Here is a 25,822-nt window from a genome sequence, read left to right as displayed (position 1 = left end):
GCGGGAGTGGGGTAGACCCCTCTACCTTAGCCCAGTTCAGTGGCCCAGGTTGCTGTAGATCACCGTGTCGATCAGCTCGCCGCCGTTCAGGTCGACGTAGTCGGCCACGATCACCCCCATTCGTGTGGCCTGGGTGCCTTTGTACTGGCGGTTGAACCAGAGCGTCATGCCGTCGGTGAAGGCATCGCCATAGGCGCCGTTGTAGGGTGTCAGCGCGCCCGACACGCTGAGGTAATTGATGTACAGCTCGTGCGGCGCGCCGTCGCGGGCGGCGCTCAGGTGCTGCTCGACCTCGCCGCGCTTGCTGGTGAAATCGAATGGGGTGTAGGTGCCGTATACATCCTGCACGTGCACCTGGTCGCCGTTGTGGGAAAAACTGAAATGGGCTTTGTCTTGCCAGCGGGCGGGGAACCCATGGGGGTACTGGCCGAAGCGGCGGATCAAGAAGATCTTCCCGCGCAGCTCGCCCAGGGTGGGCAGCCGCGGCTCCAGAAAGTAATACTGCTCACGCCCCGGCATGATCTTCTCGGCGAAGATCTGATGAAACTCCATCTCGGAGTTTTCCCGGTCATGTTCCTCCTTGAGCAGCACGATCAAGGCCTCGCCGGGGTGGGCAATGACGAACCGCTCGAGGTCGATCAGCACGTCGTTCAGGCTCATCTTCAAGTACACCGCGCCATGGTGCATCACCAGGTTATCGTCGATCACCCGCGCCCGCAGGTCGAAAAAACGCACGCCGTTATCCAGTTGCTGGGTGATGGTCCATTGCTGGGTTTGGGCGAAACCCAGGCCGGGCAAGTCATTGCGGTAGGCGGCGGAGTCGTGGGTGCCGGGTATCGACAGCTCGGCCAGGTGTTTTGAATCGGGAAGTGCGGTCATCCATAGTTGGCGTTCCATGCCAGTGCTCCAATGGGGTAGGGAGCGTCGATTCTGCGATCACAGGCCGGTGGCCGGCGCCCTCCGGGCTGTAGGAAAACACGCTCAAACTTCGGGTTCGGGGCGTGACCAGATCCACAGGTTGACCAGCACCATGCCGCCGATGGCGGCGTAGATCGCCCAGTAATGGCGCAGCGTGAGCCACATCACCACGGCGCACACCAGCATGCTCACGGTGGCGGCGATCTTCGCCTTGCGAGCAATCCGCTTGCCGTTGTGCCAGTTCTCGATCATCGGCCCGAACAGCTTGTGCGTGGCCAGCCAGTTGGCCAGGCGCGGGGAGCTGCGGCTGGCGGCCCAGAACGACAGCAGCACGAACTCGGTGGTCGGCAAGCCGGGGATGAAGATCGCGACGATGCCGATGCCCAGGCTGACGTAGGCCAGGATGGCGTACAGGGCCCGGGCAAGGCGGGAGCGGACGGGTGGAACATAGGGCATGGGGCAGGCCTGCGCGACAAAGCGGAACGCGGCGCCGAGTTTCAGCCCTTCGCGGGCAAAAATCCAGCGCCGCGGGCCTGGCCGGTCAGATGTCCCAGACCAGGTTGACGGCAAAGTTGCGCCCTGGCTCGGTCAGCCGATCTAGGTTGGCCGGGGCGGTAACGGAGGCTTCGCCAACGCCGTCGTAGCCGCGCACGCTGTCCCACTGCCAGTATTTTTTATCGGTGAGGTTGTACAGCCCGGCGTTGAGCGTGAGGTCGGGGGTGATCTTGTAGAAGCCGGCCAGGTCGAGCACGCCGTAGCCTGGGGTGGCGAACACGCTGCCGCCGTCCGGGGCGTGGTAGGTGCTGCTGTCGATGCGGTCCTTGCGGCGCACCACCGTCCAGTTCAGCAGCCCGCCGAAGCTGGCTTGCTCATAGCCCAGGCCGAACACGGCGGTCAGCGGGTTAACGCTGTTGAGCGGCGCGCCGCTGTCATCGTTGCGCCCGCGGGCATAGGCCAGCGAAGCCTGGCTGTACCAGCCGTGCGGCGCGCCAAGCTGGTCGAGGTTGAGCCGGCCGCTGAGCTCCGCGCCCTGAATGGTCGCGTGCTTGATGTTCACGCTCTGGAAGGTGGTTTCGCTGTAGCCCGGGGTGACCGAGTTCTCGTCGATGAAGTCGCGGTACTTGTTGTAGAACACCGCCAGCGCGAAGGTACCCGCGTCGAACTTGCCGCGCAGGCCCGTCTCGTAGCTGCGGCTGCGCTCAGGCTTGAGGCCGGGGTTGGGTTCGACCCGGTAGCCCACGCTGGTGTTCTCGAAGCGGCCGTACAGCGCCTTGGCCGTCGGTGTGCGGAAGCCCTCGGCGTACTGGCCGTACCAGGTGTAGTGGTCGTCGAAGGCATAGGTCACGCCGAGCTTGGGCGTGAGGCGGTGCCAGGTTTTGGTCTCGTCGCTGTACTCGGTGTTGTCGGAGCTGCTGATCGAGGCCAGGAAGGCGTCGGTCAGGTGTGGCGCCATGCGCGTGTAGTCGTAGCGAAGGCTCGGCAGGAAGCTCCAGGCGTGCCACTGGATCTGGTCCTGGGCGAACAGGCTGTAGGTGCTGACGGTCGGGTCTGGGAAGTCACTGGTGGGCGTCACGGTGTCGCTGGCCACCGGGCTTGCCGCCCCCACCACGGTGCAGCCACCGCCCACGGCCGCGCAGGTCGCGCCACCGGTGCGAAGGCCGGTGACCTTCTGCTGCTTGAGGGTGGTGCCGTAGGTCAGCAGGTGGTCGGTTTCACCCAGGCTGAAGGCCTTCTCCAACTGGCCATCGAACACCCAGCTGCGGTCTTTATAGGTGGTTTCGCGGTTGCGCAACACTTGCCGCGACGGCGCGTAGAGCTCTTCGGTGGTCTGGTCGGTCTTGGCGATCTGGTAGTTCAGGCTCCACTTGGCGTGGTCGGCCAGTGCCGAGTCCAGGCCGAAGTCCTGGGCGATACCGAAGCGTTCGCGGGTGATGGTGTCGTTGCCGGTGCGCCATTTGTAGAAGCCCATGCCACCGAAACCGGGGATGAACGGGCCACCGGCGGCACTCTTCTGGTCGGTGTCGATGTCGCTTTTGTATTTTTCGTAGGTCAGGGCCAGGCGGCCGTCGTCGCTGTAGTTCCAACCCGCCTTGGCCAGCAGGCTGGTGACGTCTACATCCTCGGGGTTGGCTGCGGTGCGGGCCAGGCCGGTGCCGTTGTTTTCGCCGTAGGATTCGGTTTCATGGCCGCTGCGTTGAGACAGGTGCAGCAAGCCATCGAAGGCGCCGGCCCGCCCGGCGACGGTGCCGGACTTCAACCAGCTGTCATCGGCAGAGCTATAGCCGGCCTTGAGCCGCGCACCCACATCCTTGCCGGGCTTGATGATGTCGTCGGCATCGAGGGTGTAGTAGCTGACCGCGCCGCCGATGGCGTCGCTGCCATACAGCGCCGAGGCCGGGCCGCGGAGGATTTCCACGCGTTTGACGATTTCCGGGTCGACGTAATTGCGGTTGGTCTGCGCGTAGGGCCCGTTGAAGTAACTGGCCGGTATGCTCACACCGTCGACCTGGGTGAGCACCCGGTCACCGTCGATGCCGCGGATGTTGTAGCCGCTCAAGCCGGCGCGGGTGCCGGTGCCGCCCACGCTTACGCCGGGCTCGTAGCGCACCAGCTCCTTGATCGTGCTGCTGTTGCCGCGGTCCAGTGCCTGGCGGCCGAGCACGCTGACCGTGCTCGGTACCGCGTCTACCGCCTGGGCGGTGCGGGTGGCGCTGATGGTGGTTTGGGGTAGCTCCAGCGCGGCGCTGGCGCGGCTGAGGGTGACCGAGGTGTCAGTCATTTTCTGGTAGCTCAGGCCGGTGCCGGCGAGCAGTTGGGCCAGTGCCTGGTCCGCCGGCAAGTTGCCACGCACGCCAGGGGAGGTGACACCCTCGGCCAGTTGCGCGGGCAGGCCGACTTGCCAGCCGGTGGTGTGGCTGAACGCATTGAGCGCGCCCACCAACGGCTGGCGGGCGATGTCGAACGGGTAGCTGGCGGCCTGGGCCACGGCTGGCAGCGCGCAAACGATGGCGGCGGCCAGCAGGCTACCGTTGAACGGTGTACGGAACATCGCAATACTCCCCAGTGATGCGAATGATTTGCATTAGGTTGAGGAGATAGACGTGCGGCGTTCAGCGCCCGCGTAAAAATAACCGCCGGGCGCGGCGCGACAGGGGGTGTTATGAACGTTTTGCAGGGGGTACTGGGTGTGGCCGCGGCCTCTGCCCTAGGGGCGCTGGCCGGCAGCGCCTGGGCCCAAGGCGCGGCCGACAGCCGCGACCAGGCGCAATTCGAGCAGTGGCAGCGCGGCCACGCCACCGCGCCGTTCGAGCGTTACCTGCGCCAGCAAGGCCTGGCCGGCGTGGCGCCGCTCTACCAATTGCTGCGCAGCGCCAGCGACTGGCAGCGCTGCGGCGCCGAGCCGTTCGCGGTGCCGCCCGAGGCGCTGTGGCCGCAGGTGAAGAGCACCCTGGCGCTGCTGAAGGTGCTAGGCGAGCGGGGCGTGATCGGGCCGTTCGAAGTGGTGTCGGCCTACCGCGCCCCGGCGCTGAACCACTGCGCTGGCGGTTCGCCGCGCAGCGCCCACAGCCGGGCGTTCGCGGTCGACCTGTGGCTGGCGCAACCGGCGCCCGGGCTGTGCCGGTTCTGGCAGGCCGAGGGCGCGCGCTGGCGGATGGGCTTGTCGCGCTACCCCTCCGGGCGCATTCATATCGACACCGCCGGCTACCGCACCTGGGGGGAGGACTATCGGCAAGCCAGTTCGTTCTGCAAAGGCTAGAACCCTTGCACCGGCGTCAGCACCGGCCGCCCGGAAAAGTGCGCGAGCAGGTTTTTCGCGACCATCTCCACGGTGGCCTGCACCGCGTCGGGCGACAACCCGGCCACGTGCGGGGTCAGCACCACGTTATCGAGGGCCTTGAGCGCCTCCGGTACGTTGGGCTCGTCGTCGAACACGTCGAGCCCGGCGCCGGCGATCTGCCGTTGCTGCAGCGCGCTGACCAGCGCCGCCGTGTCGACCACGCTGCCGCGGGCGATGTTGACGATGAAACCGTGCTCGCCCAAGGCTTGCAGCACCTCGGCATCGACCAGCAACTGGGTGTCGGCGCCGCCCGGGGTGGCGATGATCAGGTAGTCGCTGTCCGCCGCCAAGGCCTGCACGGTGGCGTGGTAACGGTACTCGACGTCGGCGCGCGGGCGGCGGTTGTGGTAGCTCACTGCCATGCCGAAGCCCAGCGCGGCGCGCCTGGCGATGGCCATGCCCACCGCGCCCAGGCCCAGCACGCCGAGGCGCTTGCCGGCCAGGGACGGGCGCATCACCTTGCTCCATTCGCCGCGGCGCACCGAGGCGTCGGCGCGGGGGATGTCGCGCACCAGCGCCAGCAGCAGCGCCAGGGTGTGGTCGGCCACGCTGGAGGCGTTGACGCCCGCGCCGTTGGTGACCATGATGCCGCGCTTGCGGGCGGCCTCCAGGTCAACGTGTTCGTAGCCGGCGCCGATCACCGTGATGATCTCCAGCCGCGGCAGCGCGTCGATTTCGTCGGCGCGCAGGCCCAGCGGGCCGCGGGTGAGCACCGCGCTGATGGCCTGGCCGTGGGCGGCGATGGCCTCGGCGCGGGCGGCCGGGGTGGTGGCCAGGATGAGGTCGAAGCCAGCGTTTTCGAGTATGGGCAGGTAATCGCCGATGGTCTCCACCAGCACCAATACCGTTGCGCTCATGGGGCCGCTCCTGATTCATTCAACAATGTGGCAGCTTTAAATACCCCCTCGGTGGGCGCCGCGCAAGCGCCCGGCCATTGAATTCATTTGCGCGGGCCGCGGTCTTAAGCGGTTCCCGCGTGTGTTTCTGCAAGGATTTTCCATGACATGGTTCACCGACCCGGGCCTCTGGGCCGCCCTGTTGCAAATTCTCGCCATCGACATCCTGCTGGGCGGTGACAACGCCGTGGTCATCGCCATGGCCTGCCGGCGCTTGCCGGCAGACAAACGCCAGAAGGCGATCTGGGGCGGCATGCTCGGGGCCATTGTGTTGCGCGTGGTGCTGTTGTTCTTCGCCATGCAACTGCTGGCGCTGCCCTGGCTGAAGCTGGCCGGCGGGCTGTTGCTGTTGTGGGTGGGGATCAAGCTGATCGGCGCCCACGATGACGACGAAGGCGAAATCGACGGCGGCGTGAAGCTGATCACCGCCATCCGCACGATCATCGTCGCCGACGCGGTGATGTCGCTGGACAACGTGGTCGCGGTGGCCGCGGCGGGGCAGGGCAATATCTACCTGGTGGCGGCGGGGGTGTTGATCAGCATTCCGTTGATCGTACTGGGCAGCCGGCTGGTGCTGGCGATGATGGACCGTTTCCCGGCGGTGGTGCTGTTCGGTGGCGCGCTGATCGGCTGGATCGCCGGTGGCATGCTGATCGCCGACCCGGCCCTGCAGCGCTGGCTGCCACCGGCACCGCCCTGGGAGCATTACGCCGCCAGCGCGGTGGGGGCCGCGCTGGTGTTGCTGGTCGGCCTGGCGATGGCCCGTTACCGGGCCCGCGCGGTCAGAAGCGAAGCGCGTTAGTCAGGTCGCCCATCGGCTTTTGCCCGCGGCCGGTCATGGCCTGGTCGCGTTCCTTGAGGCCGTCGAGCACCTCGAGGTTGAACACCCGGGTGATCAACCGCAGCACCGAGGCGGTGTCGTAGACGGTGTGGTCCACCGTGCCCATGCGCGCGAACGGCGACACCACCAAGGCCGGGATGCGCGTGCCCGGGCCCCAGCGGTCACCTTGTGGCGGGGCCACGTGGTCCCACCAGCCGCCGTTTTCGTCGAAGGTCACCACCACCACCATGTTCTTCCACTGCGGGCTTTCCTGCAGGGTACGCAGGATGCGCGCGATATGGCGGTCGCCCGAGGCCACGTCGGCGTAGCCGGCGTGCATGTTCAGGTTGCCCTGGGGCTTGTAGAAGGTCACCGGCGGCAGCTTGCCGGCAGCGGCGTCGGCGAGGAACTTGTTGGTGCTCGGGTCTTCGCCCAGGCCGCCGTCGCGCAGGCGGCGCTGGCGCTCTTCAGGGTTTTTCGGCCCTTGTTTCTCGAAGTAGTTGAACGGCTGATGGTGGTACTGGAAGTTCGGGATCTTCGGGATGCCGCCGGAATCCTTGAACTGCTCGATGGTGGCCTGCCAGGCGCCGGCGTACCAGGCCCAGTCGATGTTCTTCTGGCTCAGTTTGTCGCCGATGTGGTCGTGGTGCTGCGGCACCAGTACGTTGGCCAGGCCCGGCTTGGAGTAGTCGGGGTTGTCCGGGTCGCGCAGCCAGGTCGGCCAGAACGGCGGGGCCATGGTGTTCACCGCGTAGCCGTCGGGGGTCAGCGCGCTGGGGCCGAACTGCGGCGGGCCGTCCATGGCGCTGGCGGGGGATTTCTCCAGCGGCTTGAGGCGCGAGTCTTTCGGGTCATCGCTCATCAGCGTGGCGATCTGTTCCTTGGCCACCGAGTTCTTCGCATCGGGGTACAGCGGCGCGGTGGCGCTGATCAGGTACTGGTGGTTGAGGAACGAGCCACCGAAGGCGCCCTGGAAGAAGTTGTCACACAGCACGAAATCCTTGGCGATGTTCCACAACTGCAGGCTATAGCGGTTCTGGCTGTAGTAGCCCATCGGCAGGCCGCCGGAGTCAGCCCAGGCCACGAACATGTCGTTCTTGCCGCCGTTGATCTGCATCTGGTTCTGGTAGAACACGTGCCAGAGGTCGCGGGTGATCACGCCCAGGGGCAGCTCTTCACCACTCGGGCCCTTGAGCGGGAACGGCGCGTTGGCGAGGTCCTGTTGGTACTGGGTGCCGCTGGGGTAGGTTACGCCTTCGACGGTTTGCGGGCCCAGGCCCACGGTGCCACCCCAGGTTTGCGGCAAGTTTTTCAGCAGGCTGCCGTCGCGGTCGCGTTGCTGGTAGGCGGCTTCGGTGACCGCCGAGAGCGGTTTTTCAGTGCCGGGGAAGTTGGCGAACAGGTTGTTGAAGCTGCGGTTTTCGGCGTAGATCACCACCACGGTCTTCACGTTTTCGCGCAGGGCTTTGTCCAGCTCGGCGGGGCTCAGCTCGCGGGCCGGCTCGCCCGGCTTGTTCGCCGGCGAGTCGGCCTGGCCACAGGCGGCCAGCGTGGCGCCAGCGCCCATCACCGCCATGCCGCCGAGGAAGCGGCGGCGCGAGGTATCAGCGGGTTGGGTCGAGGGCTGGTCGTCGTCTGGCGTGCGGCTCATGGTCTGCGGGCTCCGGCTGATTGTGTCTAAATATTTCCGGGCGACGCTAGCAAGGCTGCATGACGAAATGGTGACATCAGCCCGGCGGCTGGCTATCCACGGTCACCGGCGCATTACTGGCCAGCAGCGCCTTGGCTTCCTGTTTACTGCCCACCGCGGGCGGCGAGCCGCGCAACGGTTTGCCGGCGGTCTCGCGTACGGTGAGCATGGTCAGGATACCGATCAGCGCCGCGCCCATCAGGTAATAGGCTGGCACCATCGGGTTGCCGGTTTTCTCCACCAGCCAGGCGCTGATCAGCGGCGTGGTGCCGCCGAACAACGACACCGACACGTTGAAGGCGATCGACAACGCGCTGTAGCGCACCGGCGTGTAGAACAGCGCCGGCAGGGTCGAGGGCATCGAGCTGGTGAAGCAGGCCAGGGCCAAGCCCAGCAGCATCAGCCCGAGGAAGATCAACCCGTCGTGGCCGCTGCCGATCAGCTTCAGGCAGGGGATGGCCAGCACCAGCAAAGCCACGCAGGCGCCGATGATCATCGGCTTGCGCCCCAGGCGGTCGCTGAAATGCCCGCCCAGCACGTTCAGCGGCATCATCACCAACATCACGATGAGGATCAGCAGCAGGCCCTTGGTTTCGGCATAGCCGAGGGTGACCGACAGGTAACTGGGCATGTAGGTGAGCAGCATGTAGTCGGTCACGTTGAACACCAGCACCAGCCCCACGCATTTGAGCAGGGCACTGCGGTGCAGGCTGAACAGCTCGCGCAGGGTGTGCGCCGGGGCGCTGTCGCCCTGTTTTGCCTTGGCCTCGGTATGCGCCTGGAAGGCCGGGGTTTCCTCGAGCTTCAGGCGCATGTACAGGCCAAACAACCCGAGCGGGCCGGCGATGAAGAACGGCACCCGCCACCCCCAGCTGAGCAGTTGTTCTTCGCTGAGCAGCGCCGTCAGCGCGGTGACCGTGCCGGCGCCGGCGATGTACCCGGCCAGCGTGCCGAACTCCAGCCAACTGCCCATCTGCCCGCGGTTGCGGTCGGTGGCGTATTCGGCGATGAAGGTCGCCGCGCCGCCGTATTCGCCGCCGGTGGAAAACCCCTGCACCAGCCGCGCCAGCAATAACAGCGCCGGTGCCCACAGGCCAATGCTGGCGTAGCTGGGGATCAGCCCGATGCTGAAGGTGCCCAGCGCCATCATGATCATGGTCAGGGCGAGAATCTTCTGCCGGCCGAACTTGTCGCCCAGTGGGCCGAACACCACCCCGCCCAGCGGGCGCACCAGGAAGGCCACGGTGAAGGTGGCGAAGGTGGCAATCAACTGCGCGGCGGCGTCCCCCTCGGGGAAGAACACCTTGCCCAGGGTCACGGCAATGTAGCCATACACGCCGAAGTCGAACCACTCCATGGCGTTGCCCAGCGCGGCGGCCCCGACCGCGCGCTTGAGCATGGCTTTATCGACGATGGTGAGATCATCAGGCTCGACTTCGTGGCGGCGTTTGAACCAGCCGACGTGGGCGTGAGGGTGCTTGGCCATGGTCATTCCTCGTTATTTCGGGGTTGGACCCAAACGAGGCGGCACAAGTGCCCGAGGGCTGGAACAGGGCGGCGAAGTGCCGCGCCAGGGCCTGTGAGTGGCGCGGATGAAACTCAAGCCGGGCCCACTGGCCCAGCGAAGCGCAGCACCGCGGGCCCGGTCAGCACGATGCGCAGCAGGTCGGCCTGGCGCCGGGTACCGGCCTTGGCGGCGGCGGCCTTGAACTGCGCGCGCACCGTATGCACCGACAACTGCTGGCGCTCGGCGTATTCCTTGGGGGTCAGGCCGTTGGCCAGGGCTTCGGTCAACTGCGCCTCGGCGCGGGTCATGCCGTACAGCGCGCGCAGCCGCTCGGCCAGCGAGCCGATGGTGGCGTTCGGGTCGCTAAAAAACACTGCCGCCGCGCTGCGCTCGCCAAATGGCGAAGCCCAGCTGGGCAGGGGCGTTATCACCAGGTCAAGGCGGGCGCCGCCCAGCCCGTGCAGGCGCAAGGTGCCGCCGCCCTCGCTGGCGGCGCCCAGGCCGGTGCGCACCGCGAGTTTCAGGCGCCGGTACAGCCGCGCGTTGTCCGCGGCGTAGCGCGCTGTGAGCGTGCCGCCCGCGGTAAAGTTGAGCAGGCCAGACTGCCGCGCCAGGCTGTGCGCCAGTTGGTTGCTGTAAATCACCCGAGCCTGCTCATCGAGCAGCGCGATACCGAACGGGCTGTACTCCAGCACGCCCAGCGTCGCTTGCTCGAGGGCGTCGAGGCGGTACAGCCTGCGGTGCAGCGCGAACGCCGCTTGCAGGTGGGGCATCAACAGGCCGATCAACTGGGTTTCCTGCTCGTTGTAAGTGCCGGCGCGTTCTTGCCGCATCAGCGTCACGTTGAGTGAGCGGTCTGCTTGTTTTTCGACGATGGCTGCCGAGGAGTAAAAGAAATCTTGCGGCTTCAGCCAGTCGTTGTAGTACTCCGAGCGCTTGAGCAGGCGGTCGCAATACAGGCTTGAAGAGGTGACGATGCCGCCGGTTTTGTGCCGCAGTGGGTCTTCGGTCCAGACGTTGCGCTCAGAGTAGTACTGGGCAAAGGTGCCCAGCGCTGCCTCGTCGAAACCCAGCGTACAAGAGATAATCCCGTCGGTGCCTTGGACCTCGGAGGTGCGCGAGCTGAAATCGTGGGCCCAGATCAAAGCGGCATGGGAGTTCATCCGCGCGGCGAACTCGCTGAGAAAAACCGGCCAGCGGCGGCTGTCGAGGGCGGCTTCGTAAATACTGCCGATCAGCGCTGAAAGGCTCGCTGCGTCTATGCCTGCCATCGAGCCCGCCCCTGAACGTAAATTTCCTGAAGCCACTGTACTCAGCAACGATGAGCCATCACAAGCTCGGTTTAGCCAAATTTGGGGATGCGCGGCCTGCCGCGGCTGCGCGATAACGGCGTTTGTTCGCCCACCCCGACAAAGGATGCCCCTTGCCATGGCGCTACCGCGCGTGTTTCCGCTGCCTGCGAAGGCGAATTACGGGCTGCTGATCGCGCTGGCGCTGGGCAGTTGCCAGGCCTACGCGGCAAGCCTCGATGACCTGGACAAAGCCGAGTTCGACCAGGCGATCGCCAAGGCCCGGCAATGCCTGGCCGCCAACGACCCGCCTTGCGCGGCCACCGCGCTGGCCCTGGCCAAGCGCCGTGCCACCAGCGGCGCCGACCGCGCCTTGGTCGAGCAACTGCAAAGCACCCCGGCCAGCGCCGAGGCCGATGACGCGCGCCAGCAGGCGCAGCAGCGCCATGCCAGGGATGTGGCGCGGCGCGAGCAGTCTCAGCGTGACAAGCAAGAGGCTGCCGCCTACGCCGAGGAGGCGCCCGCAACGCCTAGCGCGGCGCAACTCATCACCCAGGCAGGCGCGGCGATGAACCAGAACCTGGCCGCGCAGTTGGCGCAAAAGCAGCGTGCCGCGGCGGTTAACCCCACCATCGCGATCCAGCCCCGTGCGCCCCAGCCCAGTGCCGCGCAGGTGCAGCCGCAGCGCGCACAACCGCAGCGCGAAGCCGCCGCCCAACAGCAGGCCCGCCCGGCCCCGGCGCCCGCTCCGGTCGTGGCGCCGGCCCAGGCACCGGTGGTGCAGGCGGCCAACACCACCGCGCCCGCCAGTGCCGCGCCGATGCCACAGGCCCTGGCCTTCTGCTGGCAAACCCCCAAGGGCTTATGGGCCTGCGATGGGCCTTCCGACGAAACCTCGATCGCCGAGAAAGACCGCGCCGCGCAACTGCAACTGGTGGGTTGTACCCGCCCCACCCTGGCCGCCAGCAGCGCGATCAGCCTGACCAGTACGCGGGTCAGCAAGCGCGGCACGGTCAGCGGCTGGTTGTTCGACTGTGGCAAGCGCCTGCAGCCGGGCAACACCGGCCAGGCCACCTGGAACCGCGACATTCGCCGGTTCTGGTCCGGCATCGTGCAGTGAACCTTACCTCTCACCCACCTGATGGACGTGTATGAAAACAATCACCTCGCCGTTATGCGCTGTGGCGCTCGTGCTCAGCTCACCGTATGCGCTGGCCGCCAAGGAAGGCCTGGCAACCCTTCGCCTGAGTTGCGATGACAGTAACCAGGGGGCCGAGATTTACATCAATGGTGCCTTCAAAGGCGAGTGTTCACTGGACGTGGACGTCAAGCCGGGCACGGTGCAGATCAAGGCTGTGAACAAGCAATCGCAGGCCTTCGAGCAGTCAGTGAAGGTCGCCGCCGGCACCGCCAAGCGTATCGACGTCGAGTTCGGCGTGGAGGAGCGCAAGCAGGCCCAGGCCGCGGCGAAGGCGGCATACGATGCGGCGTGGAAGCCGCTCAAGGCGCGTTGGGTGCAATTGCCGGCTGACAGCAACTATGACTGCCAATACTTGCGCGACCGGGTGGATGCCAAGGTGGTGGGGGCACGGAATTGGTCCTGTGATTGCGTGGTGGAGCAATCCACCCATCCGGCGTGGCGGCAGTATCAGGTCAATATTTGCAACGCGACATTCGAGGCAAACAAGATCGAGAACAAAACCGAATGGTTCGGTACCTCAGATGAGCATGGTTCAGGTACCGCTGACTTTTGGCGGTTTGAGATCAACAACTGATAATCCGCCCATTCGCAGCGCAGCAGCTTGAATTCATAGCACCTACACCTCGGATAACTTGCGCAACTGCCGGCAGGCCTCGAAGCCGGAGAGGCCTGGCAGGCTGATGCCGGGGGTGCCAGTGGGTGAGGTGTATGGGTCGCCTCCGGGCTAGATTCTGATCTGTTCAAACCTGCCGGGCGCGCTGAATCGCCAGCTCACTCGAAAAGCCGCGCCGCCTTGGATGTGTGTAGCCTGCTGCAGGATCGCTGGCCACCAGCGCACCAGGTTCTCGGCTTTTTCCCAATAGGTCGCTTGCCCCCACTGCCTCGCAAGGCAGAACACCGGCAGTTGGCAGTCTTTGAATGCCTGCCGTTCGGCATCACCCTTGGTGAACTTGTCTTGTGACACCACTGCCCAGCCACCTTCGGCGGAGAGTGCCCCGATCCAGTGGATGTCTGCCGTGTTGGCTTGAAAGCGTTCTTTCAGCGCCACCACCTGATGCCCTTCGGCGGTTGATAGCTCGTTCAGCGCTCTGGCAATGGCAGGTGGTAGGTTGTTATCGATCAGGAACTTCAAGCCGCAATCCTTTGCTCGTAACTCACGGCGGCTTCCACGGCCGCTGGCGCTACTTCATACACGGCGGCAACCCGGCTGGCGTTCTGGCCCTCGGCGAGGTACGCCTGATAGATCGCAGAGGTATCGATACCCGCCTCGGAAAGCACTGGCTTGCCGAAATTGCGCGAAGGATCGAGCACGATGGCCTTGCTGCGCCGAACCGGGTACCAGCGCTCGGCCTGGCCTTCGCCGGTGTAGTCGATGCCTTCGTACAGCGAAGGCCCGATGACCTGCCTGAATGCATATTGCCGCCGGGCCAGATCAAGGATGCTGTCGTCCCCGGTTTCGTTCAGCACGGTGGCGAAGATGCTTCGCCCATCGGTTTGGAAGCGTTTGCAGGTGAAGGGGTATTGCTGGTCGAACAGCGCGGTAGCTTGCCTCGAAGCGGCCCGGATCGCTTGCAGGCTGACCCCGTGCTTGCGAAACGCATGGACGAAACGGATTTCCAGCAGGTCATGAAAGCCCAGCAGCGGGGATTGCCCGAGGGAGAGCTCCGGTGCCCATAACCCAGGGTGCGTAACCCCGGCGCAGCGGTAACCGAACACCCAGCGGCGGATATGCTGTGAGGGAATGCCGGTATAAAGCGCGGCCTCTGCCGGGGTATAGATACCCACGCCAAACAGTCGGCCAGGTGAGCTTGCGGGTGCCATCGCGCCTCCGTTGTCCGCCGCTGGCTGGGGAGGCAATCTTGCCTGCTGCGCGGGCGCCGATTCAATGATCGACGCCTGAATGGCCGCAGTAATGTGTCTCAAAACGAGACGTGGCGATAAAAACACCCAGAAACAAAAAAGCCCACCAGAGGTGGGCTTCTTCGTACTTGTATGGTGGCTACACAGGGACTTGAACCCCGGACCCCAGCATTATGAATGCTATGCTCTAACCAACTGAGCTATGTAGCCAAGTGGCGCGCATTATTCGCGTAAGCAGGCAAGCCGTCAACCCCTTTGTTGAAATTATTTCCTCAGGCGATCAACGGCTTAGCCGTCAGGCGTTGAACCACCCCAGCTTGACCACGAACAACAACGAGAGGATCACCAGCGCCGGGTTGAGGTCGCGGGTGCGGCCGCTGGCGAGTTTCATCGCGGTCCAGGCGATGAAGCCAAAGGCGATGCCGTTGGCGATCGAATAGGTGAACGGCATCGCCAGGGCGGTGACCACCACCGGTGCGGCCTCGGTGATGTCGTCCCAGTTGATTTCAGCCAGGCCCGAGGTCATCAACACGGCCACGAACAGCAGCGCCGGGGCGGTGGCGAAGGCGGGCACGCTGCCGGCCAGCGGGGCGAAGAACAGCGCCAGCAAGAACAGCACGGCGACCACGATGGCGGTCAGCCCGGTGCGCCCGCCGGCGCTCACGCCGGCGGCCGATTCGATGTAGCTGGTGGTGGTCGAGGTGCCGAGCAGCGAGCCGGCCATGGCGGCGGTGGAGTCGGCGATCAGCGCGCGGCCCATCTTCGGCATGTGGCCGTCTTTGCTCATCAGCCCGGCGCGCTTGGCCACGCCGATGAGGGTGCCGGAGTTGTCGAACAGGTCGACGAAGAGGAAGGCGAAGATCACGCTGACCAGGCCGATGTTCAGCGCCCCGGCGATGTCCAGCTGCAGGAAGGTCGGCGCCAGCGACGGCGGCATCGACACCAGGCCGCCAAAGGCGCTGACGCCGAGCAGGATCGACACCACGGTGACCGCGAGGATGCCGATCAGCACCGCGCCGCGCACCTTCAGCGCCTCCAGGCCGACGATCAGCACAAAGCCGAGCACGGCGAGAAGGGCGCCGGGTTGCTTGAGGTCGCCGAGGCCGACCAGGGTGGCCGGGTTATCCACCACGATGCCGGCATTTTGCAGGGCGATCAGTGCCAGGAACAAGCCGATGCCGGCGGCGATGGCGCTGCGCAGGGGCAGCGGGATGCTGTTGACGATCCACTCGCGGATCTTGAACACCGACAATAGAAAGAAGCACACGGCGGAGAGGAACACCGCGCCCAGGGCGGTTTGCCAGCTGTGGCCCATGTGCAGGACCACGGTGTAGGTGAAGAAGGCGTTGAGGCCCATGCCGGGGGCGAGGGCGATCGGGTAGTTGGCGATCAGGCCCATCACTGCGGAGCCGATGGCGGCGGCCAGGCAGGTGGCGACGAACACCGCGCCCTTGTCCATGCCGGTGGCGCCGAGGATGCTCGGGTTGACGAAGAGGATGTAGGCCATGGCGAGGAAGGTGGTCACCCCCGCGAGGATTTCGGTGCGCACGTTGGTGTTGTGCGCCTTGAGCTTGAACAAGGTTTCGAGCATGTCGGTCCCCGGTTGGCCGGCAAAGGTGCAAGCCAAGATGAACGTGGTTGAAGTGAACTTTATGGTCAGCTTTTAGGCCGGCGCTGGCGAAGCAGTTTCCGGGCCAACCCCGCAAAACCTAGGGTTCATGCCGCCTCACCTGACTACTTGGTCAACCTTCTGCACCGCCGGCGGCCACGCCACGGCGCCGCCGCACCGAAACCGGGCGCGCCACGCGGCCGCCAAGCGGCGCTCAACCTGCGTGTAAGCCGGCCGATACACCTTCACCGGACCACGGTTCGCTTTTTGCAGTGATTTCAATTTGCCACGCCATGCTTTGATGGAGTGTGGCCAGGTCCAGTGGAGAAGTCGGCCCATGCACATGCTTTTAGCCCCCGGAATTCGCCTGCTTGGCCGCTTTGGTTTTGCGCGCAAATTCCAGTTGTTGTTCCTGTTGTTCATGCTGCCCCTGGTCGCCAGCCTGGTGCTGGTGGGGCGTGATTATTGGCAGCGCCTGCAGGTGATCGCCGCTGAGCGCACTGGCGTTAGCCAGTTGCTGGCGCTGGAACCGGTCGACGATGCCCTCACCGGCCAGCGCGACCGCGTGGCCCGCTGGAAGGCGCTGGACATCCTCCGCGAGCCCACCCCGGCCGCCCGTGACGCTATCGCCGCGCTGCAGGCCGGGGTGCAGCCGTTGGCCCAGGCAATCAGCCAATTGGGCGATACGCTGAAGGGCAGTGCTGCTACCGCCGACATCCTCAAGCGTTACCAAGCGCTACAGCAGGCCAACAACGGGCTGGACCTCGCCGGCATGCGCGCCCTTGGCTGGTGGCCAGACGGCTACGAGAAATTCACCGCGGCCACCGCCTCGCTGCAACTGCTGCGCGAGCAGATCGCCATGGACAGCGGGTTGATCCTCGACCCGTGGATGGAAACCTACCTGTTGATGCAGATGAGCACCGAACAGGTGCCTGAGGTGTTCGAGCGCGTGGGGCGCCTGGCCAGCGTGGGTGAAGCGTCGGTGGCGGCGGGGCAGTTCAGCCTGCAAAGCCGCCTGCAGATGCGTGATTTACGCAGCCGCATCGGCGATGCCCGCGAGCAACTGGTGAAAAGCGCTGACGCGCTGAAGGCGCGCTTGCCCGAGGGCATGCAGGCCTGGAGCCAACAGTACGATAAAAGCCTGCAGCGCCTGGACGGCGAGCTCAAGCGCCTGGACGACGGCCTGTTCGCCGGCAGTGTGACCATGACCCTGGCCGACTTCGACGCCAGCATGGACCACCTGCTGGCCGACATGGCCGCCTTGCGCCGGCAATCGCTGCAGTCGATGGACGCCCGCTTGGCCTATTACCACAACCAGGCGATCGCCCAGTTCGTGCCGGTGGCGGTGGCCTTCGCCTTGCTGTTGCTGGCCGCGCTGTACCTGTTCGTGTGCTTACAGGCGTCGATCCGCCGCAGCGCCAGCGGCATCACCACCCTGGCCGAATCGCTGCGCGACGGTAACCTCTGCGTGCAGGTGCCGGTGAGCGGCCGGGACGAACTGGCGGCCATCTGCAATGCGCTGAACAGCGCCGTGGTGCAACTGCGCGGCAGCCTCAGCGGGGTAGACCAGGAAACCGTGCAGCTCGGCAGCGCCGTGCAAACCCTCAACAGCCAGTCAAGCGACACCCTGCAGGAAGTCGAACTGCAACAGCAGCAGATCAGCCAGATCGCCACCGCCGCCACCCAGTTGGCCGCCACCTCGCAGAGCGTGGCGCAAAGCTGCGAGCTGGCCTCGGGCAGTGCCCAGCAAACCCGGCAGATCGCCATGAACAGCAGCCGCGACAGCCAAAGCACCACCAGCAGCATCCAGCAGCTCAACCAACGCTTGGCCGACACCGCCCAGGCCTTGGGCCGGGTCAGCGAGCAAGGCCAGCAAATCCAATCGGTGGTCGATGTGATCGGCGGGATCGCCGGGCAAACCAACCTGCTGGCGCTCAACGCCGCCATCGAGGCCGCCCGCGCCGGCGAGCAGGGCCGTGGCTTTGCCGTGGTCGCCGACGAAGTGCGCAGCCTCTCGCAGCGTACCCAGGCTTCCACCGCGCAGATCGCCAGCACGGTCGACAGCCTGCGGGTCACCGTGCAGCAGGCAGTGGAGCTGATGGAAGCCGCCTGCGTGCAGGCCCAGCAGGACGCCCAAGCCGTGACCGGCCTGGGTGAGAGCCTCGGGCAGATCGCCGGCGCGGTGCAGGATGTGACCGACAACCTGGCGATGATCGCCACCGCCGTGGAGCAGCAGGCGGCCACCGCCGATGAAGTGAGCGCGAACATCCAGCAGATCGACCAGGCCGCGCTGCGCCTGCTCGACGGCGCGCGCGCGGTCAACGGCGCCGCCGACAAGCTCAGCGAGGGCAGCCATGCGCTGAGCGCCAACACCGCGAGGTTCAAGCTGGCTTGAGAAACATCTTGTAATAGTGGCTGGCACGGGCCGCGACAAAGTGGCACAGTGACGCACCTGAACCGTGCGTCACTTCCCTCCCTTCAGGTATCCGTGTAATGGCCATGACCAATGCCTCGCCGCAGGCAGCCCCCTCCGCGTCGCCGTCCAGCAGCCCGCTGGTGATGAGCATCGTCGCTTCCTGCGCCCTGGCGCACCTGATCAACGACCTGATCCAGTCGGTATTGCCGTCGATCTACCCAATGTTGAAGGCCCAGTATGGCCTGACCTTCGCCCAGGTCGGGCTGATCACCCTGACTTTCCAGGTCACCGCTTCGCTGCTGCAGCCGTGGATCGGCTTCTACACCGACCGCCACCCCAAGCCGTTCCTGCTGCCGGCCGGCATGGTCTGCACCCTGATGGGCATCGTGATGCTGGCGTTCGTTACCAGCTTTCCGACCATCCTCATGGCCTCGGCGCTGATCGGCATCGGCTCATCGACCTTCCACCCGGAAACCTCGCGGGTGGCGCGGCTGGCCTCTGGCGGGCGCTTTGGCCTGGCGCAATCGACCTTCCAGGTGGGCGGCAACGCCGGCACGGCGATCGGCCCGTTGCTGGCGGCGGCGATCATCATCCCCTTCGGGCAAACCCACGTGGCCTGGTTCGGCCTGTTCGCGGTGTTCGCCATCGGCGTGCAGTATGGCCTGAGCCGTTGGTACCGCGGCCACCTCAACGCCGCCAAGGGTAAAAAAGCCCGCGAAGCCACCCACGGCCTCAGCCGCCAGCGGGTCACCTTCGCTTTGGTGGTGCTGGCGCTGCTGGTGTTCTCCAAGTACATCTACATGGCCAGCATCACCAGTTACTTCACTTTTTACCTGATCGAGCGCTTCGACCTGTCAGTGGCCAGCTCCCAGTTGCACCTGTTCCTGTTCCTCGGCGCGGTGGCGGCGGGCACCTTTTTCGGCGGCCCGATCGGTGACCGCATCGGCCGCAAGGCGGTGATCTGGTTCTCGATCCTCGGCGCCGCGCCGTTCACCCTGGCGCTGCCCTACGTCGACCTGTTCTGGACCAGCGTGCTCAGTGTGATCATCGGCTTTATCCTCGCCTCGGCGTTTTCGGCGATCGTGGTGTACGCCCAGGAACTGGTGCCGGGCAACGTCGGCATGATCGCCGGGGTGTTCTTCGGCCTGATGTTCGGCTTCAGTGGCATCGCCGCCGCCTCGCTGGGCGAGGTGGCCGACGTGCACGGCATCGAGTTCGTCTACAAACTGTGCTCGTTCATGCCGTTGTTGGGGATGTTGACGGTGCTGTTGCCGTCGACGGAGGGTAAGAAGGCGGCGTGATTGGCTGGGTTTTCCGGCCTATCGCCCGGCACAGCCGGCCTCCCACCAGATTTGTGTAAGTTATTGATTTTGGAGGCGACACGGACCCCGTGGGAGGCCGGCTGTGCCGGGCGATAGGCCCTGCGGCTCATGCACAAAATCAGCAGAGCTCACAGATTGATCCTCTCCTTGAAGCCCTGAAATGGCTTAAGTGAACTGCCTTACGGCTGTGCCGGGCGCAGGGCCGTCAAATCTGCCCCAACAACCACCCCCTGAACGCCCGCAACGACGGCAACCCCTCATTGCGCGGCGGGTACAGCAGGTAGTAACTGCGTTTGCTGGCAAACGGCGCGCCGCTGCACAGCAACTCGCCGGCGGCGAGTTCCTCTTCTACCAATACCCGCGGCACCAGGCCGATGCCGATGCCGGCGCGCACCGCCTGCACCAGGTGCGAGGTCAGCTCGAAGCTCGGCCCCAGGCGCATGGCGCGGTGGGCCAGGCCGTGGTGGCTGAACCATTCCGGCCAAGCCTGGGGGTTGTTGGCCACGTTCAGCAGCACGTGCTCGGCCACCTCGGCCGCGGCCAGCGGCGGGCTGCCGGGGGCGTGGATCACCACCAGTTCCTCGGCTTGCAGGCGGTGGCAGGTTAGCCCCGGCACCTCGCCCATGCCCACGCCGATGGCCGCGTCGATCTCGCTGGTGGCGAAATCGATCGGTTCGATCCGCGAATGAATGTGCACCAGCATGCCTGGGTGCGCCCGGTAGAACAGGTGCAGGCGCGGCAGCAGCCATTTCGAGCCGAAGGTGGGCAGCGTGGCCAGGCGCAGGGTGCCGGTGCCCGACTGGAACGCCAGCGCCTGCAAGGTGGCGCCGCGCAGTTGCCCCAGCGCCTCGGCCACCTCGCGCTGGTAAAGCCGGCCGACGTCAGTGAGTTGCACCTGGCGGCCCTCGCGGCGAAACAGCGTCAGCCCGAGGCTGTGCTCCAGCGCCTGCACCTGCCGGCTCACCGCGCTTTGGGTCAGCGAGAGTTCTTCGGCGGCGCGGGTGTAGCTTTCATGGCGGGCGGCGGCCTCAAAGGCCAGCAGCCACGACATTGACGGGGTAAGGCGGCGGTAATTCATGCAGAAAAGTCATCGATAACGGGCGGATTTTCCGTTTGTCTTGCACGTGCAATCGCGCGAGCATGCCAACATCGAATGAGAGAGGCTGCCGCAGCCACCGCCTGATGGCAAGCGGGGCCCGTATTTTTAGCCGTATTCAGAGGCCTTCCCATGATCGCCGCATTGCAACCGGCCGCCGCCGCGGCCAGCTACCGTGATTTTCTCGCCGCGCTCAAAAACGCCGGCTTCCAGGGTGAAATCAGCACCGATTACGCCAGCCGCACGGTGCTGGCCACCGACAACTCGATCTACCAGCGCCTGCCGCAAGCCGCGGTGTTCCCGCGCGATGCCGCCGACGTAGCGCGGGTCGCGCGGCTGATGGGCGAACCGGCGTTCAGCGCGATCAAGCTCACCCCGCGCGGGGGCGGCACCGGCACCAATGGCCAGTCGCTGACCGATGGCATCGTCGTCGACCTCTCGCGGCACATGAACAAAATCCTCGAGATCGACGTAGAAGGCCGCTGGGTGCGGGTGCAGGCCGGGGTGGTGAAAGACCAACTCAACGCTGCGCTCAAGCCCCACGGGCTGTTCTTCGCCCCGGAGTTGTCCACCTCCAACCGCGCCACCGTGGGCGGCATGGTCAATACCGACGCCAGCGGCCAGGGCAGTTGCACCTACGGTAAAACCCGCGACCACGTGCTCGACCTGCACAGCGTGCTGCTCGGTGGCGAGCCGCTGCACAGCCGCGCCATCGACGATGCCGAGCTGGAGCGCCAGTGCGCCCGCCAGGACCGCGTCGGCCAGGTATACCGGGTCGCCCGCGAGATCAACGAAACCAAGGCCGAGCTGATTGCCGCGCGGTTTCCCAAGCTCAACCGCTGCCTGACCGGCTACGACCTGGCGCACCTGCGCGACGAGCAGAACCGCTTCAACCTCAACAGCGTGATGTGCGGCGCCGAGGGGTCGCTAGGCTTTGTGGTCGAGGCCAAGCTCAACGTGCTGCCGATCCCGAAGTATTCGGTGTTGGTGAACATCCGCTACGCGGGCTTCATGGATGCGCTGCGCGATGCCCGCGCGCTGATCGAGCACAAGCCGCTGTCGATCGAAACCGTCGACTCCAAGGTGCTGCTGCTGGCGATGAAAGACATCGTTTGGCACAGCGTGGCGGAGTACTTCCCTGGTGACGCCGAACGGCCGACCCTGGGCATCAACCTGGTGGAGTTCTCCGGCGATGACCCACACGAGGTGAACGCCCGCGTGGCGGCGTTCGTCGAGCACCTGCGCAGCGACAACAGCGTCGAGCGCCTGGGCCATACCTTGGCCGAAGGCGCCGAGGCGGTGAACCGGGTGTACACCATGCGCAAGCGTTCGGTGGGCCTGCTGGGCAACGTCGAGGGCGAAATCCGCCCGCAGCCGTTCGTTGAAGACACCGCCGTGCCGCCAGAGCAACTGGCCGATTACATCGCCGATTTCCGCGCCTTGCTCGACAGCTACGGCCTGGCCTACGGGATGTTCGGCCACGTGGACGCCGGGGTGCTGCACGTGCGCCCCGCGCTCGACATGAAAGACCCGGCCCAGGCTGCCTTGGTACGGCCGATCTCCGACGCCGTGGCGGCGCTGACCCAACGCTACGGCGGGCTGCTCTGGGGTGAGCACGGCAAGGGTGTGCGCTCGGAGTACGCCCCGGCGTTCTTCGGTGACCTGTACCCCTCGCTGCAGGCGCTCAAGGGCGCCTTCGACCCGCACAACCAGCTCAACCCCGGCAAAATCTGCACCCCGCTGGCAAGCCCCGAGCCACTGCTGAAGGTTGACGAAGTCACCCTGCGTGGCGACCTCGACCGCACCATCGACGAGCGCGTGTGGCAAAGCTACGGCACCGCCGTGCACTGCAACGGCAACGGCGCCTGCTACAACTTCGACCCTAACGACGCCATGTGCCCGTCGTGGAAGGCCACCCGCCAGCGCCAGCACTCGCCCAAAGGCCGCGCCTCGTTGATTCGTGAATGGCTGCGCCTGCAAGGCGAGGCCGGGGTCGACGTACTTGCCCCGGCCCAGCGCCGGCCGCGGTTTTTCTCCAACCTGGCGCAGCGCATCCGCAATACCCGCGAGCAACAGCGTGGCCAGGCGGACTTTTCCCACGAGGTGTACGACGCCATGGCCGGCTGCCTGGCGTGTAAATCCTGCGCGGGGCAGTGCCCGATCAAGGTCAACGTGCCGGAATTCCGCTCGCGCTTTCTCGAGCTGTACCACGGCCGCTACCTGCGCCCGGCGCGGGATTACCTGATTGGCTCGCTGGAGTTCACCATTCCGTATTTCGCCCGCTTCCCGGCGCTGTACAACGGGCTGATGAACGCTGGCTGGATCAAGAACCTGCTGGCCCGCCAGGTGGGCATGGTCGACAGCCCGTTGCTCAGCCGCTTTGACTTCCACGCGCTGCTGCAGCGTTGGAACGTGCAGCCGGCCACCGCCCAACGCTTGCTCGGGCTGAGCAGCGAGCAGCGCGAGCGCAGCGTGATCATCGTCCAGGACGCCTTCACGCGGTACTTCGAAACGCCGTTGCTGGCGCAGTTCATCGAGCTGGCCGCGCGCCTGGGCTACCAGGTGTACCTGGCGCCGTTCAGCGCCAACGGTAAGCCGCTGCATGTGCAGGGCTTCCTCGCTGCCTTCAACAAGGCAGCGATCCGCAACGCCAGCCAGTTGCAGGCCCTGAGCGGCTTTGGCGTGCGCCTGGTCGGGCTGGACCCGGCCATGACCCTGGTGTACCGCCAGGAGTACCAGAAGGTGCCGGGCATCGGCCAGGCGCCGAAGGTCGAGCTGCCCCAGGAATGGCTGCTCGATGCCTTGCCTGAAGAGAAGAAAGGCAGCGGCGAGCGCTTCCGCCTGCTGGCCCACTGCACCGAGAAAACCAACGTGCCGGCCAGCACCCGCCAGTGGGAAACCCTGTTCAGCCGCGCCGGCCTGGTGCTCAGCACCCAGGCCACTGGCTGCTGCGGGATGTCCGGCACCTACGGCCATGAAGCACGCAACCAGGACACCTCGCGGGCCATTTTCGACCAGTCGTGGGCGCGCCAGGTCGCCGCCCCGGCCGAGGCCCAGGGCGAGGCGCTGGCCACCGGTTACTCCTGCCGCAGCCAGGCCAAGCGCTACACCGAGAAAACCCTGCGCCACCCGCTGGAGGTGCTGTTGCAGTTGCAGCGCGGTTGAGCGTTCCGGGCGCGGGGTGGTCCTAGGGTAAACCGCCAACGTTTACGCCGAGGACCACCCCCATGGCCGCCACACCACGCCGCGATTTCATCCGCCTGCTGGCCGTTGCCGGGCTGTACGGGGCTTTACCCAGCGGCCCGGCCCAGGCGGCGGGGCCGCGGGTAGAGCCGCTGCTGCTGCAGCCCAACGGCTGGGTGCCGAACAACCCGCGCCTGCCGGTGCTGCTCTACCGCCAGGCGCTGGCCGCCAGCGAGGCCGACAAAGCCAGCGCCTTCGAAGCCCTGTTCGGCCGCAACCAGTGGCCGGCGCAGTGGCGTAACGGCGTGTACCGCTACCACCATTACCACTCCACGGCCCATGAGGTGCTCGGCTTTGCCGCCGGCCACGCGCGGCTGATGCTGGGCGGCCCGGAGGGCCATGAAGTGGTGGTCGATGCCGGCGACGTGGCCCTGCTCCCGTGCGGCACCGGCCATTGCCTGCTGGAGGCTAGCGCGGATTTTCTGGTGGTCGGTGGCTACCCCCGTGGCCAGGACTGGGACGTGCTGCGCGGCGCGCCTTCGGCCGAGCAGCAACGTATGATGGCGCACCTGGCCTTCCCGCCCAGCGACCCGGTCGCTGGCAGCGGCGGCCCCTTGCTCGAACAGTGGAAGTACAACTGATGCAAACCCCTTACCGGCTCGGCTTCGCCTGCCAGTACCGCCACCCCCAGGGCAGCGAAACCCTCAAGGAAGTCGAAGCCCTGCAGCGCGGCTACAACCCGCGCACCACCACCCTGCGCTGGCTGGGCAGCGTGGCCGCCAGCGAGGCCGAGGCCAAGCTGTTGGGCATCATCGAGCACAACCTCGCCGCCCAGTTGCAACTGCTGGCGTATGTGGCCAGCCTGCCGGCGCCGTTGCACATGCTGCGGTTGTCGAGTGATTTGCTGCCGTTCTACAGCCACCCCGAATGGGCTGCGTTCTACCGCGCGCCGAGTGTGGTGGCGAGGCTCGAGGCCGGCTTTGCGGCCATCGGCGCGCAGGCCCGCGCCGCGGATATTCGCCTGAGCTTCCACCCTGGGCAGTATTGCGTGCTCGGCTCGGACAAACCCCAGGTGGTGGAAAACAGCCTGGCCGAATTCGAATACCACGCCGACATGATCCGCTGGATGGGCTACGGCCAGCGCTTCCAGGACTTCAAATGCAACGTGCACATCGCCGGCCGCCTCGGCGCCGAGGGTGTGCGCGCGGTGTGGCCACGGTTGTCGGAGGTGGCGCGCCATTGCATCACCTTCGAGAACGAAGAAAAAACCTACGGCATCGACGCCTGCCTGCAACTGGCCGACCTCGCCCCGGTGGTGCTCGACATCCACCACAGCTGGATCAACGAAGACCGCCGCATCGCCCCCGACAGCCCACGGGTGCAGGCGATCATCGACAGCTGGCGCGGTGTGCGCCCGGTGATGCACTACTCGCAGCCGGTGGAACGCTTGCAGGCCCTCGGCTTCGCCGCGGATGCGCCGCTGGAGATGGACGCCGTGCTGGCGCAGGTGGGCAAGACCGAGCTGTACGGGCACAGCGCGATGATGTGGAACCAGGTGGTGAACCGCTATGCGCTGGCGTTTCTCGATCGCTTCGACATGATGTTCGAGGCCAAGGACAAGAACCTGGCGGTGTTGGCGTTTTATCGGGCGTATTTGCAGGGTTGAGGGCTTCCCGCAAGCGACCCCAACCTGGAGGATGCCGTGGGCTGGCACTGGTGGGGCTACACCGGGCCGAGAGCCGTTCAGCCCAACTTCACCGCCCAGGCCCTAATCACCGCTGAGCTAGCGCGAGGTGTCGTATGACTAAAAGAAATCTTTTCGCAGAGTTGATGGAAGGGGTAGAGGAGATGGCCCAGCACCGAGAGGGCCGCCTCACCCTGCGTCAATTCGAAGTCGACAGTAAGCCAGTACCTTCAGTGTCAGCAGATGAAATCGTGGCACTGCGCGAGAAGCTGCATATGTCTCAGCCAGTTTTCGCGCAGTGTTTTCGCGTGAGCACCGGTACATTACGAAAGTGGGAGCAATCCAAAGCGCGGCCGAATGTCCAGGCCTCCTTGCTTTTCAGGCTTGTTGAGCGCTACCCAGATATGTTTGATCGGATTGTTGCCCTGTAACCTGCCGATTTGCCTGCTTTGGGGGGGGCGGCGGGTGCAAATGCGAATTAGCCCTGTACTGC

21 protein-coding genes and 1 tRNA gene are annotated in these 25,822 nt (G+C 65.8%); 10 read left to right on the top strand and 12 right to left on the bottom strand.

What is annotated here, in order from left to right:
* Positions 1 to 36: 36 nt before the first annotated feature.
* The 3 genes from ACFZCE_RS01390 to ACFZCE_RS01380 form a co-directional block, all read right to left on the bottom strand.
* A complete protein-coding gene (locus ACFZCE_RS01390) occupies positions 37 to 897 on the bottom strand; it encodes a phosphatidylinositol-specific phospholipase C domain-containing protein (RefSeq protein ID WP_390935380.1) in 861 nt (286 codons plus the stop codon).
* An 84-nt stretch (positions 898 to 981) separates the two neighbouring features.
* Entirely contained in the window at positions 982 to 1,374 is a 393-nt protein-coding gene (locus tag ACFZCE_RS01385) for a DUF454 family protein (protein ID WP_390935378.1), read from the bottom strand.
* Between the two features lie 85 nt (positions 1,375 to 1,459).
* Positions 1,460 to 3,967 carry a TonB-dependent hemoglobin/transferrin/lactoferrin family receptor gene (locus ACFZCE_RS01380; RefSeq protein WP_390935376.1) on the bottom strand — a complete coding sequence of 836 codons (2,508 nt, stop codon included), beginning with the start codon at positions 3,965 to 3,967 and terminating at the stop codon, positions 1,460 to 1,462.
* Between the two features lie 111 nt (positions 3,968 to 4,078).
* Between ACFZCE_RS01380 and ACFZCE_RS01375 the strand changes: the two genes are divergently transcribed.
* Positions 4,079 to 4,675: a D-Ala-D-Ala carboxypeptidase family metallohydrolase gene (locus ACFZCE_RS01375; protein ID WP_390935374.1), complete on the top strand. Its 597-nt coding sequence runs from the start codon at positions 4,079 to 4,081 to the stop codon at positions 4,673 to 4,675.
* Here the strand turns inward: ACFZCE_RS01375 and ACFZCE_RS01370 are convergent.
* Entirely contained in the window at positions 4,672 to 5,613 is a 942-nt protein-coding gene (locus tag ACFZCE_RS01370; protein WP_390935373.1) for an NAD(P)-dependent oxidoreductase, read from the bottom strand. The two genes, ACFZCE_RS01375 and ACFZCE_RS01370, sit on opposite strands and share 4 nt — an antisense overlap.
* A 142-nt stretch (positions 5,614 to 5,755) precedes the next feature.
* On the opposite strand from ACFZCE_RS01370, the gene ACFZCE_RS01365 reads away from it, so the two are divergent.
* On the top strand, positions 5,756 to 6,454 hold the full coding sequence (locus ACFZCE_RS01365; RefSeq protein ID WP_390935371.1) for a YjbE family putative metal transport protein: 699 nt from the start codon (positions 5,756 to 5,758) through the stop codon (positions 6,452 to 6,454).
* Here ACFZCE_RS01365 and acpA read toward each other — a convergent pair.
* The 3 genes from acpA to ACFZCE_RS01350 form a co-directional block, all read right to left on the bottom strand.
* Complete coding sequence (acpA, locus tag ACFZCE_RS01360; RefSeq protein WP_390935369.1) at positions 6,435 to 8,123, bottom strand: acid phosphatase; 1,689 nt, start codon at positions 8,121 to 8,123, stop codon at positions 6,435 to 6,437. The genes ACFZCE_RS01365 and acpA overlap by 20 nt on opposite strands.
* A gap of 76 nt (positions 8,124 to 8,199) precedes the next feature.
* Positions 8,200 to 9,648 (bottom strand): glycine betaine/L-proline transporter ProP, encoded by a 1,449-nt coding sequence (gene proP, locus ACFZCE_RS01355; RefSeq protein ID WP_390935368.1) that lies wholly within the window; start codon positions 9,646 to 9,648, stop codon positions 8,200 to 8,202.
* A gap of 113 nt (positions 9,649 to 9,761) precedes the next feature.
* Entirely contained in the window at positions 9,762 to 10,940 is a 1,179-nt protein-coding gene (locus ACFZCE_RS01350) for a helix-turn-helix transcriptional regulator (RefSeq protein ID WP_390935366.1), read from the bottom strand.
* Positions 10,941 to 11,097: 157 nt separating this feature from the next.
* On the opposite strand from ACFZCE_RS01350, the gene ACFZCE_RS01345 reads away from it, so the two are divergent.
* Both ACFZCE_RS01345 and ACFZCE_RS01340 read left to right on the top strand, forming a co-directional pair.
* On the top strand, positions 11,098 to 12,078 hold the full coding sequence (locus ACFZCE_RS01345; protein WP_390935364.1) for a hypothetical protein: 981 nt from the start codon (positions 11,098 to 11,100) through the stop codon (positions 12,076 to 12,078).
* Between the two features lie 31 nt (positions 12,079 to 12,109).
* The gene (locus tag ACFZCE_RS01340; protein WP_390935362.1) at positions 12,110 to 12,733 is read left to right on the top strand and encodes a hypothetical protein; all 624 of its coding nucleotides are present in this window, start codon (positions 12,110 to 12,112) and stop codon (positions 12,731 to 12,733) included.
* Between the two features lie 150 nt (positions 12,734 to 12,883).
* Here ACFZCE_RS01340 and ACFZCE_RS01335 read toward each other — a convergent pair whose 3' ends face one another.
* The 4 genes from ACFZCE_RS01335 to ACFZCE_RS01320 form a co-directional block, all read right to left on the bottom strand.
* Positions 12,884 to 13,291 (bottom strand): hypothetical protein, encoded by a 408-nt coding sequence (locus tag ACFZCE_RS01335; protein ID WP_390935359.1) that lies wholly within the window; start codon positions 13,289 to 13,291, stop codon positions 12,884 to 12,886.
* Positions 13,288 to 13,980: a DUF433 domain-containing protein gene (locus ACFZCE_RS01330; RefSeq protein ID WP_390935357.1), complete on the bottom strand. Its 693-nt coding sequence runs from the start codon at positions 13,978 to 13,980 to the stop codon at positions 13,288 to 13,290. Before ACFZCE_RS01330 ends, ACFZCE_RS01335 begins: the two co-directional genes overlap by 4 nt.
* Positions 13,981 to 14,152: 172 nt before the next feature.
* Positions 14,153 to 14,229, bottom strand: a tRNA-Met gene (locus tag ACFZCE_RS01325).
* Positions 14,230 to 14,314: 85 nt separating this feature from the next.
* Positions 14,315 to 15,610 carry a solute carrier family 23 protein gene (locus tag ACFZCE_RS01320; RefSeq protein WP_390935355.1) on the bottom strand — a complete coding sequence of 432 codons (1,296 nt, stop codon included), beginning with the start codon at positions 15,608 to 15,610 and terminating at the stop codon, positions 14,315 to 14,317.
* Between the two features lie 319 nt (positions 15,611 to 15,929).
* Between ACFZCE_RS01320 and ACFZCE_RS01315 the strand changes: the two genes are divergently transcribed.
* Both ACFZCE_RS01315 and ACFZCE_RS01310 read left to right on the top strand, forming a co-directional pair.
* On the top strand, positions 15,930 to 18,023 hold the full coding sequence (locus tag ACFZCE_RS01315) for a methyl-accepting chemotaxis protein (RefSeq protein ID WP_390936427.1): 2,094 nt from the start codon (positions 15,930 to 15,932) through the stop codon (positions 18,021 to 18,023).
* Between the two features lie 98 nt (positions 18,024 to 18,121).
* Complete coding sequence (locus tag ACFZCE_RS01310) at positions 18,122 to 19,345, top strand: MFS transporter (RefSeq protein ID WP_390935354.1); 1,224 nt, start codon at positions 18,122 to 18,124, stop codon at positions 19,343 to 19,345.
* A 226-nt stretch (positions 19,346 to 19,571) separates the two neighbouring features.
* Here ACFZCE_RS01310 and ACFZCE_RS01305 read toward each other — a convergent pair whose 3' ends face one another.
* A complete protein-coding gene (locus tag ACFZCE_RS01305) occupies positions 19,572 to 20,444 on the bottom strand; it encodes a LysR substrate-binding domain-containing protein (RefSeq protein WP_390935352.1) in 873 nt (290 codons plus the stop codon).
* A gap of 150 nt (positions 20,445 to 20,594) precedes the next feature.
* Here ACFZCE_RS01305 and ACFZCE_RS01300 point away from each other — a divergent pair, with 150 nt between their 5' ends.
* The 4 genes from ACFZCE_RS01300 (at position 20,595) to ACFZCE_RS01285 (ending at position 25,760) form a co-directional block, all read left to right on the top strand.
* Complete coding sequence (locus ACFZCE_RS01300; RefSeq protein WP_390935350.1) at positions 20,595 to 23,627, top strand: FAD-linked oxidase C-terminal domain-containing protein; 3,033 nt, start codon at positions 20,595 to 20,597, stop codon at positions 23,625 to 23,627.
* 62 nt (positions 23,628 to 23,689) lie between these two features.
* A complete protein-coding gene (locus tag ACFZCE_RS01295) occupies positions 23,690 to 24,286 on the top strand; it encodes a cupin (protein ID WP_390935349.1) in 597 nt (198 codons plus the stop codon).
* Positions 24,286 to 25,311: a UV damage endonuclease UvsE gene (locus ACFZCE_RS01290; protein WP_390935347.1), complete on the top strand. Its 1,026-nt coding sequence runs from the start codon at positions 24,286 to 24,288 to the stop codon at positions 25,309 to 25,311. The genes ACFZCE_RS01295 and ACFZCE_RS01290 overlap by 1 nt, the downstream gene beginning before the upstream one ends.
* Before the next feature lie 134 nt (positions 25,312 to 25,445).
* On the top strand, positions 25,446 to 25,760 hold the full coding sequence (locus tag ACFZCE_RS01285) for a type II toxin-antitoxin system MqsA family antitoxin (protein ID WP_390935346.1): 315 nt from the start codon (positions 25,446 to 25,448) through the stop codon (positions 25,758 to 25,760).
* Positions 25,761 to 25,822: the final 62 nt, after the last annotated feature.

Source organism: Pseudomonas sp. NPDC007930 (assembly GCF_042958985.1).
Classification (GTDB): Bacteria; Pseudomonadota; Gammaproteobacteria; order Pseudomonadales; family Pseudomonadaceae; genus Aquipseudomonas.
This window is presented reverse-complemented; position numbering and strand designations above follow the sequence as displayed.